Origin of the sequence: Mesorhizobium sp. B2-8-9 (assembly GCF_006439475.1) — a bacterium.
Classification (GTDB): Bacteria; Pseudomonadota; Alphaproteobacteria; order Rhizobiales; family Rhizobiaceae; genus Mesorhizobium.
This window is the reverse complement of the sequence record NZ_VFTQ01000060.1, coordinates 1-10955: the sequence shown is the minus strand read 5'-3', so window position 1 is coordinate 10955 and position 10955 is coordinate 1. Positions and strand designations below refer to the sequence as shown.

Here is a 10955-nt window from a genome sequence, read left to right as displayed (position 1 = left end):
TGGTCGAAATGGCAGGCAAAGCGCGTCATACCGCCATGATCGGAAGAGGCTCGGCATAGTTCGGCGGTCGGCATAAAGCGCTAAGTTGAATGACGTCGACCCTCAGGCCTGGCTCGCCGACATCCTCGCCCGACTGCCCGCCTATCCGGCACATTGGATCGATGATTTGCTGCCGTGGAATTGGAGATCCGCAAAACTGCGGACCCAACCAGCGGCGGCCTGAACATGCAGCGCAATAAGGTGCACCACGTCTACACCGTCGAACTTGTCGCCAGCGACCTCGGCGTCAGCGAAGCGCTCATCCACGAACTGACCCTCGGTCTCGAGCCGGAGGACGGCGTCATCTGGGTGTACGGCACCAACGATGACGACGGGATCTTAGCCTTCACCGATGAAGGCATCGAGGAGGTTAAACTCCTCCTCGAAGAATATCATCGCATCTCCCCATCAAAAACTTGACGCCAGCACCGCAGTGCTAAGGTCCTCATGGCCGCCGGATACGCACGTCTGCGTTCTTCACCGGTTGCGTACGCTTCCGCCGACCAGCGCCGCCGCGGACTTGCGTCCAGCCGGCTCGCAACCGCCTCAAGGACATGGAAGCTTCTGTCATCCGGCATAGGCGCAGACATAGAAATTGACATTGCAAGCTCCTCAGCTCATTCAGTGTCACTATCTATCGCTCATCACCTCAAGCCGCGCCAGATGGGGTCAGCTTGGCGCTTACGCTGATCGCCCTTGCCGCTACCTAGTTAGCTGTGGCACCAAGACCAACGAGTGTCAGCCGAGACCCTTCAATGTCTCAGGATCTGGCTAAGAAATAGCTTGGTGCGTTCGTGCTGGGGGTTGGTGAAGAAGTCGTTGGGATTGCCCTCTTCAACGATTTGGCCCCAATCCATAAATATTACCCGGTCTGCGACGGCGCGAGCAAACCCCATCTCGTGGGTGACGCAGACCATGGTCATGCCGTCGCTTGCCAAACTGGTCATAGTGTCCAGCACTTCGGAGACCATTTCCGGATCGAGCGCCGACGTCGGTTCGTCGAACAGCATGACCGCGGGTTCCATGCACAGCGAACGGGCAATCGCAACACGCTGCTGCTGTCCGCCGGACAGCTGAACCGGGTATTTGTTCGCCTGTTCTGGAATTCGCACCCGCTCCAGAAATTTCAGCGCGGTCTTTTTGGCCTGGGCTTCGGGCACGCCCTTGATCCACATGGGACCGGCCATGCAGTTCATCAGCACGGTCATATGGGGGAAGAGATTGAAGTGCTGGAACACCATCCCGACATTCTTGCGAACTTCGGTCACGTTGCGCATTTTGTTGTGCAATCTGATCCCGTTGACGGTGATCTCGCCCTTCTGATGCGCTTCGAGCCGGTTGAAGCAGCGGATGAGCGTCGACTTCCCGGATCCGGAGGGACCGCAGATGACGATGCGTTCGCCTTTGCGGACGGTTAGATTGACATCAGTTAATGCTCTGAAGGTGCCGTACCATTTGGAGACATTCGTGGCTTCGATAATTATGTCAGCACTCATTGACCCGTGCTTCTGACTGAATGACTCCTGGGATGAAAGTGATTCGCGCAGCACATTGCCAATCGCTTGCGAGGAATCGCCGCTATCGAGGCCCTTCAAGTGACTTTTGAGGCCAGCAGTCATCGTGCTTTGCTCCTTGCATAGTGACGCTCGAGTCGCGATTGAGCCACTTCGAGGCAGGCAGACATGATCCAATAAATCATTGCGGCTGTTATCAGCATCTCCATGTGATGGAAGGTTGGCTGGCCGATGGTGCGAGCAAGGAACGTTAGCTCCCACACTCCGAGGACCGAGACAAGCGAGCTGTCTTTCAGCATTGAGATGAACGTGTTTCCCATTGGAGGAATGATGACAGGCAGCGCCTGAGGCAGGATGATCCTGCGCATGGTTAGACCGAAGCCGAAACCAATGGATCGTGAAGCTTCCCATTGGCCGCGATCGATGCTTTGGATACCGGCGCGGAAAATTTCAGTCATATATGCGCCGACGCAAAGCGACAGCGCCAATATCCCCGAAGGAACGGCATTGATGACAATGCCCAGCTGCGGCAGCCCGAGGTAAATCAGGTAAATCTGTATGAGAAGCGGCAGGCCACGAAAAAAGGATGTGTAGAAGCTGGCGATAGCGTAGGCGAAGCCGTTGCTTGAAAGTTTAGCAATCGCTGCAATGATGGCGATGACTGATGCGCAAACAAGTGAAACTGCTGAAACATAGATCGTCGTCACCACACCCTGCGTAATCAGGTATGGCAGATTTTCCCAGATGAAGGGCAGACTAAGGTTGAACGCTTTGAAGAAGGCCAGGAAGAGAGTCAGCAGCTCGATCCACACAATGCCAATCTGGGCCTTCAAGGGGGCAAAACCGATTAGCACGATGTTTAGGCAGAACGTGACCCCAATCACGAAAGCGATTGCGAAACGCCCATAGACGCCACTCTGCAGAGGGTCGCCGATGACAGGCCGCATAAGCTCGCCGAAGGTTGTGCCCACAAGGTTGAACATGAGACAAATCGCGAAGACGACGCCAAAGATCGAGGCAACAAACCACGGTCTATGGACAAGGACCTCGGATTCCACCGTATCCTGGTAAAGCATGGGACATCCTCCAACAAGGCGGCTCGGGCTGACCCGAGCCGCGTAACTTTCACCAACTTGCTAATTCTCGACAGAGTGGTCCGACCCGTACCATTTGATCGACAGAGTCGAGAGCGTGCCGTCATCCTTCATGCTCTTTAGGGCGGCTGAGACCTTCTCGCTGAACTCCTTGTCGCCTTTCATCATAGGGATGGCAGCAGGCGTGGCAAAGAGACTCCCAAGCACCTTGAAGGGGTAGCCAGATTTGATTGCTCTTTCCGCGAGAGTTCCGTCAGTAAGAATTGCATGAAGACGGGTACCATCGCCTAGCCGGAGATCATCCAACGCAACACCCGTTGAGGTATAAACCTTCACTTCACCGGCCTTGAATTTGTAATCCTCGGGCCGAGCGCCAATCCAATCCCACTTAAAGTTTTGGTTTACATAGTCCTCGGCCAGGGTTCCAGCGGAAACGCCGACGATCTTTCCATTTAGATCGGAAAGTGTAGACGCCTTACTGTCATTGTGAACAATGACAGCCGCTTTTTCATAGAAGTAAGTGGTGGAATAGTCGAATTTTTCAGCTCTGGTTTTAGTAGGGGTCATTTGACCCATGCTAATATCCCAACGGCCCTGCCAGTTGCCTGCGGCTATGATGTCCCACCCCGGCGTGACAAATTCAACGTTAACACCAAGGGATTTAGCGACGCCTTTGGCGACGTCGATGTCATAGCCCTCTAATTCGTGGTTCGCATTCAGGGAAGACATTGCTCCCCAATCAGTGCCAACCGCAACCCTGAGCGTCTTCGTATTGAGAACACGCTGCAGCACCTCTCCGGCATACACCGAGGTACTGTAAACGACCGACGCGATGGACAATGATGCCGCTGTGATAATTGTCACAATCTTATTCATAGTACATTCCCCTTTGAGGTTGATATGATGCATGAGACTCGGCGGTACCGCTCATACAGAAGCGACGGGCCGCTATAGCCAATCACCATGGCTGAAGCAGCCGCGAGCGCTCACTCCTCCATGCCGTCGCCTATATGCTAACCAAAGCCCCTCGGCCCATGAGGTAGCAAGAATATAATCAATATCAGACCCATCTGGAAGTTAGATGGCTGGAAGCGTCTTGGCAGCCCGGAAATCCTCCAGCCGGGCGGTCCAAAATTGGGAACACCTCACGATATCTTGTCATTCGATGACCCATAGTGGGACTTTGGGGACAACAAGATGACCCGTGGTCATGCCAAGCGTGTCAAGATCTAACGCTAGGTATGATGTTACCGATGATATCGAGCCACACGGCGGCACGACCAACATAAAATGTGTGGGTATCCCATCGCGTTTCGAGATGTTCATTTGCGATACACCGAAAGATGCCCCCCACCGAGACCAGTTGGCAACCCACGAACTGCTCATGGCGGAATGAGGTCATGCGGAAAGCAGTATTCGACAACGGCGAAGGAAATTGACCGGTTGCAGTGTTTTGTTTAAGTAAATCGCTTGTCGCCAGCCCCGGCAGCGAAGCGCTTGTTTGGAGAGGACACCAACTTGGGGGCGATTATCTCCTGCGATACCACTAATCGCTTGCAGACTCACTCCCGGACAGCTAAATGCGGTTCTGGATATGCTAGAGCCCCGATGTATTTGAAAAGCGCGTTCTGCTCAGATGTCCTGGAGGTGTGCTCTCAATTGGTCGCCGCAAATAGCGCTTGGTCGGCATCGCGAGCACGCGGAAGGGGGGCTCCAGATCAGGCAACGTCAACGCCTTGCTCAGAATAGCTCACAAGCGTGTGAGGACTCACCTGTCACTGTCGCATGAGCCGGTCCATGAAGAACCTCTCCAGCAGTGTGGGAAATGTGCTGGCGCTCTTCATCCCGGTCTCCCCGCTCAGATGGCTCCACTCGCAGTAGGGCGCACTGCAGTAACTCTGGCGTTTCGGTGAGATCCCAGTAGGTGTCGGTGACGTGTGCGTGCCCGAGGTAAGTCGTCGGCCGTGAAGAATACCGAAGCCGCTGATATCGCATAGGAATAGTCTACTTTTCAGCTTCCGAATTGCAGGTAACGGCCAGTTTGTGGGTAGTTTCTTGCAATTCCAGTTTGCGATTTCGCCGCCTGGCGAAGCGCGATTCGCCGCTTTCATCGCAGTGAATCGGAGCTAGGCGATGGGCAGACCACGCGAGCGGCGTGAGACTGGAGAACAGGATCTGTTCCGCGCTCGCCTTGAGCAGAGAGGCGCGCTTCGGTGCGGTCTATTCGAACGGTCCCGGCATGCTGCCGATGCCGACCCGGCTAATAGCGGGGCTCGCCATCCTCAAGCACACCTTCAACCTGTCGGACGAGGCGCTGTGCGTCCGCTGGATCGAGAACCTGTATTTCCAGTGTCTGTCCGGCGAGGAGTTCTTCCGCCACAACCTGCCGTTCGACCGCTCGTCGATGACGCGCTGGCGCAGCCGCATGGGCGAGGAGCGGATCGTCGCGCTTGCAAGAAAGCCTCAGCATTGCGGTCAAGAACAGGGCGATGAAGCCGACCGACACGCGCCAAGTGATCGTGGACACGACCGTGCAGCCTGTTCCCGACCAACGCCAAGCTCATCCACCGGGCCCGCGAGCGGCTGGTGCGGCTGGCGAAGAAGACGCGGCTCGACCTGCGTCAGTCCTATGTCCGGGTCGGCAAACAGGCGCTGATCATGTATCAGCGCTACGCCCACGCCAAGCAATTCAAGCGGGCCAACAAGGCCCTGCGCAGGCTCAGGACGTATGTGGGGCGCACCGTCCGCGACATCTCCCGTCAGATCGCCGGCGACGCGAAGCTGGACGCGCTTTTCAAATGGTCGCTCTACCAGGCCTCCACCGTTCTCGAGCAGCGCCAGCGCGGCCGCAAGATCTACAGCCTGCATGCGCACGAGGTGGAATGCATCGGCAAGGGCAAGGCGCACGCGCCCTACGAGTTCGGGTGAAGGTGCCGGTGGCCACCACACTGAACCGCTCAAAGGGTGGCCAGTTCGCCCTACATGCAAAAGCGCTGCCCGGCAATCCCTATGACGGCCACACGCTCATCGATCATCCCTGACATGGAAAAGACCATCGGCAACGAGATCAGCCGCGTTCTCGCCGACGCCGGCTATCGCGGCCACAATGCGCCGCAAAGTCATAAGTTCAGGGTCTTCACCGCTGGTCAAAAGCGCCGCGTGACACCGGCCATCAAGCGCCAAATGCGCCGCCGCTCCGCGATCGAGCCGGTGATTGGCCACATCAAGAACGAACACAGAATGGCCGCAATTAACTCGCTCACATCCAAGGCGATGCGATCAACGCCATCCTGGCCGCAGCCGGTTACAACTTCTCCCTCCTGCTCAGGTGGCTGAAGCAACTTTTGTGGCTCTTGATCGCCGCGTTCCTGAACCGGCCGAAGCAGCTTGCCGCTTAGCGATCAAGATTGTTCACAGTCGACTAAGTCGAGAGCACCGGCAGGTTGCGCTCGACAATGACCCCATCGCGATACCAGCGCAGCAGGGTATAGAAGCTTTCGCCACAATCGAATGAGGAGTCAACGACTGGCGCGGTGGCGGTGGGTTCCGGGGAGTTGCCGTTGGCCGACGGCTTTCGCCTTGTGGGTAGTGTGCTGAGGGTTCTGCAAATTCGCTGAGAGAGGGAAGGCTGGTGATGTTCAACGTCACCGATTCCCTGGAAGGAACGCCACCATGACCAAGACAGAAAGTAAGACCGCCAGCGCTGCCGTCAAAGACATTCTGCTTTCGAACCCGGATGGATTGCACGAGGTGATCCGCGCCGTGATGCAGGAGGTGCTCGGGGCCGAGATGGACGAGGCGCTGGGTGCTTTGAAGAGCGAGCGCACACCGGAGCGGCTGGGCTGCCGCTCGGGTTCTATGGCCGTACCCTTGTCATCGGCAAGCTTGAGCTGCGGGTTCCGCAGGACCGGGCCGGCCGCTTCTCCACCGAGCTTTTCGAGCGTTACCAGCGTTCGGAGCGGGCCTTGGTGGCCACGCTTGCGGAGATGTATGTGCAGGGCGTTTCGACCCGGAAGGTCAAGGCGATCACAGAAGAGCTGTGCGGCCATGCTTTCTCGGCCTCGTCGATCTCGGCCATCAACAAACGCCTGGACGAGAGTTTGAAGGCGTTTGCCGAGCGCCTGCTTCAAGAGCCTTTTGCCTACCTCATCCTCGATGCTCGCTACAAGAAGGTACGCGAAGCCGGCATCGTCATGAGCCAGGCGGTGCTGATCGCGGTCGGCATCGACTGGGATGGGCGGCGCCAGATCCTGGCCGTCGAGATGGCCAATCGCGAGCCGCTCGGCCTGGAGGGATTTCCTCGTCGCCCTGAAGGCGCGCGGCCTCAAGGGCTCGAGCTGGTCGTGTCCGACGATCATGCCGGCCTGGTGGCCGCGATCGGCGAGGTGATCCCGGAAGCCGCCTGGCAGCGCTGCTACGTGCACTTCCTCAGGAACGCGCTCGATCACCTACCGAGAAAGCATGGCGACGATTGCCTGCAGGAGTTGCGCTGGCTCTATGACCGGCGCGATCTCGCCGAGGCCAAGGCCGATCTCGCCGCATGGCTGTCCAAATGGTCGGGCCGCTATCCAAGGCTGACGACCTGGGTGGAGGAGACCATCGAGCGCACGCTGACCTTCTTTTGTCTGCCGCGCCAGCATCACAAGCATCTCAAGAGCACGAACATGCTTGAACGGCTCAATGAGGAAATCCGCCGGCGCACCTATGTCGTACGCATCTTTCCAAACTCACAGCGCTGCCTGCGCCTCGTCAGGGCACTGGCCGTCGAGACCAACGAAAACTGGATGGAGGCCAACCGCTTCATCAACATGGACGACCTGCGCGAGCACAAGAAGCTCGCGCTGCGTCAAGCCGCATGACCAGCTTCATGGCCGCCTCATTTTGCGGAACTCACACAACCGCCTTTTGCCGGTGCCGCAGTCCGGACCGTCGCTCCGTTTCCAGTCGCTGCTCATCAAACCGGACATCGGATCTCCCGCATCCAGCTTCCCACTGGCCTCATCGTAAGGCCCACGGCGGCGATACGCGCTGCCGACGAAGACACACCACGCCCAGTTTCTCGGAGATGTGGTCCGCGAGAGCTGTTTCGCGCCGCACCCTTGCAGCTTATGCCGATGGCACTTGCTCACGCGGTCATACACATTACCGGTCAACGGCATCATAGGCCGGCGCTCGGGTGTCGTAGCTGAAGTAGGTCGACCAACCGAGCAAAAGCTGGTTCAGCCGAACACGCACTTCTAGCCGCGGCCCCTTGTTACACCCTCCGCCTCGATCTGCGCAAAGGTCACGCCGTTCACGCCCGGCGAACCCGCATTGGCGCGGGTAAGCGCATAGGCATGGCGCAGCATGTCTTCACGGCAGATCTTGTCGTAGAGCACGTAGAAGCGGTAAAGGGGCTCCGCCTTCGCCTTACGATACAGCTTCCTCTGCAGATACCTGGTCATTTCGGCGTTTCCATGCTTGTCGCCAATCACCCCTCCCCACCACCTTCGAAAGCACACCAGAAGTCAGGGTCCTTCGCTCCGCTGGCATTACCCGGCTTCAACGGCCGGACGACCGTTTCCGACTCCCGCCGGCACCGCCGCCCGGAGGTTGAGGCCGCCACCCTCATGCCGAACGGGCCTCCCTTCGATTACCAGCATCACCTTTCCAACGTGCCGTGCCCAATACCCGGCAGACCGGACAGGTGCCTATGTCGATTGCTTCCCTGTCCGCACAGCCTTCCCCGAGCGAGAGATGGGTCGGAGTCTGCATTGACTCTTTCGAGGCCTGCTCAGGCTTTACTCACGTTACGGCACGCTGGATTGCTCGACCGCCCGGGGCGGTCTTTGTCACGAGGCTTCGTCCCGGCCAGTTACCCAACCAAGCCGCTATTCAGACTTTCCGGTGGATCCCTCCTCCACTGGTGATACGCGCCTTCGAGGCATCATCACGCCTGCCAACGGGACGGTGGACACCCAGAATCCGCCGCCTAACGTACACGCAGAAGTTGCCACCGACACGGACTGACGAAGGTCAGGTAAATTCATACTATTCTCGATATGCCCATTCGGCGACTGACAATGCCCGGATCGAATTTACCATTGTCCGCCTCAACACCGCCTCTAAGGTCGGCCAGCACATCGGGCAGGAATGGTTCCACGCGCCGCGATAGCAGGTTGAAATTCAGGAAAAGCTGTTCAGCTGTCGACAGTAACGCTCCGTCGGCACGTACCATGGTTTGCGCGACATGGACTCGCTTTTCGTCTATGTCGGCTATCCAAGTAGTAAGGACCAAATTGTCGCCGCGCATCGCTTCTTTCTTGTAAGCGATCCGCGCCTCGGCGGTGACGAGGCCAGAGAGCATCGAACCATTCGCATTTAGACGTATGGCAGTGTCGAGCCGTACATCCGCAGCTTTACTGAACGCTGCCAGATAGTGCACCATATTCATGTGCCCATATCCGTCAATAAGATCGTCGGTCACCATTGTTGCGAATTTACAGGTCGCATCCATCTATTTGCCCAATCTCTTGTAATGTTAGAAGATTACAGTGCCGCCGATATTGCGTGCTCACACTCTACTCGCACGTCGCTGCTGCCGAAAGAGAGCTCAAGCGACACATGACAGAGGCGAAGTTGGCGGTGCATCGCTTTTGCTTGGCTCCGCGATATTCGTTCCACGCACATAGAGACGCCCATGCCCCCGCCGATGCAGAGCGTCGCCAGGCCCTCTTTCGCGCCGCGCCGGCGCATTTCGTAGACAGCGTGTTGAACACGCGGGCACCGGAGGCGCCAATCGAGTGGCTGATGGCGATGGCTGCCATCAACGTTAACGATTGTGGATCCCAGGCCATGCTTTTGTAGACGGCGCGGGCCTGCGCGGCGAAAGCCTCGTGGCCTCTACGAGGTCGAGGTCCTTGACCGACCAGCCGGCCTTCTCCGGCGCCCGCCTCGAGGCGGGAATAGGTCCGGGGCCCATTATCGCCGGATCGACGCCGGCAGTCGCCCCGGCAGCGATGCGGACCAGCCGGGCGATGCCGCGGCCTGGTGGCTTCTGCCTCGGTCATCAGCAGCGCGCCGGCGCCGTCATTGATGCCGGACGCATTGGCCGCGTCACCGTGCCGTCCTTGTCGAGAGCCGGCTTCAGGTTAGTCATGGCGTCGATGACGGCGCCATGAGGATATATTCGTCCTGGTCGACGATCGTGTCGCCCTTCTTGCCCTTGATGGTGACGGCGACGATCTCATCCTTGAACTGCCAGCCTTCTGCACCGCCTCGGCCTTGGTCTGCGAGGCGAGCGCGAACTGTTCCTGGTCGCAAGCAAAAATGGCTGGTGAAATTGACCGCCAACGTTGGTTTCCAATGTCGATCCCATCCATCCGCTCGGCTGCAGCTTCGAAGAAGCGCTCAGTATCGGTCGCTTCGGCAAGATCACAACGTGTCGCGCCAATGGCGGGATGTCGGTGGCTCATCTCTGCAATCTTCTGTTGATCAACATCGCACACCTCTACCGGAGCCCCAGCTTTCGCAAGTGCCTCGGCGATAACACGACCAATACCGGAGGCCGCAGCGGAGACCATAGCTCGGCGACCAGTGAGAGACAGGGAGGGGGTCCTTTGTGCTGCTCCTAAATATCCGAGTAGGTCGCAAGTTTTGCAACGAATTCACGACTTACTTAGAGGTCCAACACACTATTTCTGCGAGCGTCGCTAATTCAAATGTTGTTTGCAGATTGAAGCCATCTCGAATTCAGATTCTACCGCGCTAATGGAGAATGGTAACTTCTCCGGGGTTACGCGGGCACAATACTGCGAACTCACCAGCGATAGCTACGCATTGCCGGCTGCGAGCAGCGCGTCGATTTCTGCATCGCTGTATTCAACGAGCGGAGAATCTTACGAGTGGACGCGCCGAATTTTTCGGCCGGGGAGAGTGCACTGACCGCAGGCCTGACGGCATACGGATCGAGCTGCACGACGACGTGGCCGCTCTGGTGCTCACAGTAGCCCGAGAAGGAAAAGCTGCCGCGGTCCGTGCCCGGGGTGCCATCCGCAGGCCGGGCGTTTCCGGAACATATCGCACCGATGTCCTCGCATACCGCCACGCCGCGCCAGCGGGCCGAAGCTTCGCATCGGGACCCGCGGGTTCATCGAAAGGCCCTCGTCCCGCGTAGTCGTTGCAATAGGGCATCTGCAGCAGGCCCGAGAGGGCCGCGAGCGAGGTTCCTCGGCCACCCAAGCACGTGCAGTATCTCAGATATTTTCGACTGCACGTCGCACTGCAATTAGCCGCTTCTCCCAGGCGTCGCCGGTGAGCCTCTTTGCGC

7 protein-coding genes and 5 pseudogenes are annotated in these 10955 nt (G+C 58.1%); 5 read left to right on the top strand and 7 right to left on the bottom strand.

All coding sequences use genetic code 11. The features are described from left to right. Positions 1-76: 76 nt before the first annotated feature. Together FJ423_RS33135 and FJ423_RS33130 are read left to right on the top strand one after the other, a co-directional pair. Positions 77-223: pseudogene (locus tag FJ423_RS33135) on the top strand (transposase domain-containing protein); the annotation flags it as partial. Then, positions 175-459, top strand: coding sequence for a hypothetical protein (locus FJ423_RS33130; protein WP_224656013.1), 285 nt, complete (start codon positions 175-177; stop codon positions 457-459). The pseudogene FJ423_RS33135 and the gene FJ423_RS33130, both read left to right, overlap by 49 nt. Positions 460-791: 332 nt before the next feature. Here the strand turns inward: FJ423_RS33130 and FJ423_RS33125 are convergent, their stop codons facing one another. The 3 genes from FJ423_RS33125 to FJ423_RS33115 form a co-directional block, all read right to left on the bottom strand. Continuing rightward, entirely contained in the window at positions 792-1535 is a 744-nt protein-coding gene (locus FJ423_RS33125) for an amino acid ABC transporter ATP-binding protein (RefSeq protein WP_064995251.1), read from the bottom strand. A gap of 119 nt (positions 1536-1654) precedes the next feature. After that, a complete protein-coding gene (locus tag FJ423_RS33120) occupies positions 1655-2629 on the bottom strand; it encodes an amino acid ABC transporter permease (protein ID WP_064995246.1) in 975 nt (324 codons plus the stop codon). Positions 2630-2689: 60 nt separating this feature from the next. After that, positions 2690-3523, bottom strand: coding sequence for a transporter substrate-binding domain-containing protein (locus FJ423_RS33115; protein WP_064995250.1), 834 nt, complete (start codon positions 3521-3523; stop codon positions 2690-2692). Between the two features lie 1257 nt (positions 3524-4780). Between FJ423_RS33115 and FJ423_RS33105 the strand changes: the two are divergent. The 3 genes and pseudogenes from FJ423_RS33105 to FJ423_RS33100 all read left to right on the top strand — a co-directional run bounded on the left by FJ423_RS33105 (position 4781) and on the right by FJ423_RS33100 (position 7506). Further along, a pseudogene (locus FJ423_RS33105) lies at positions 4781-6045 on the top strand (IS5 family transposase). A gap of 274 nt (positions 6046-6319) precedes the next feature. Continuing rightward, positions 6320-6448 (top strand): annotated as a pseudogene (locus tag FJ423_RS34520) (IS256 family transposase); the annotation flags it as partial. Then, entirely contained in the window at positions 6388-7506 is a 1119-nt protein-coding gene (locus tag FJ423_RS33100) for an IS256 family transposase (protein WP_084016182.1), read from the top strand. The pseudogene FJ423_RS34520 and the gene FJ423_RS33100, both read left to right, overlap by 61 nt. Before the next feature lie 378 nt (positions 7507-7884). Here FJ423_RS33100 and FJ423_RS33095 read toward each other — a convergent pair whose 3' ends face one another. The 4 genes and pseudogenes from FJ423_RS33095 to FJ423_RS33080 all read right to left on the bottom strand — a co-directional run. Next, a complete protein-coding gene (locus FJ423_RS33095) occupies positions 7885-8091 on the bottom strand; it encodes a hypothetical protein (protein WP_224656014.1) in 207 nt (68 codons plus the stop codon). A gap of 581 nt (positions 8092-8672) precedes the next feature. Further along, positions 8673-9143 (bottom strand): thioesterase family protein, encoded by a 471-nt coding sequence (locus FJ423_RS33090; protein WP_084016180.1) that lies wholly within the window; start codon positions 9141-9143, stop codon positions 8673-8675. Between the two features lie 155 nt (positions 9144-9298). Next, a pseudogene (locus FJ423_RS33085) lies at positions 9299-9945 on the bottom strand (acetyl-CoA C-acetyltransferase); the annotation flags it as partial. Positions 9946-9999: 54 nt separating this feature from the next. Beyond that, positions 10000-10209, bottom strand: a pseudogene (locus FJ423_RS33080) (SDR family NAD(P)-dependent oxidoreductase); the annotation flags it as partial. Positions 10210-10955: the final 746 nt, after the last annotated feature.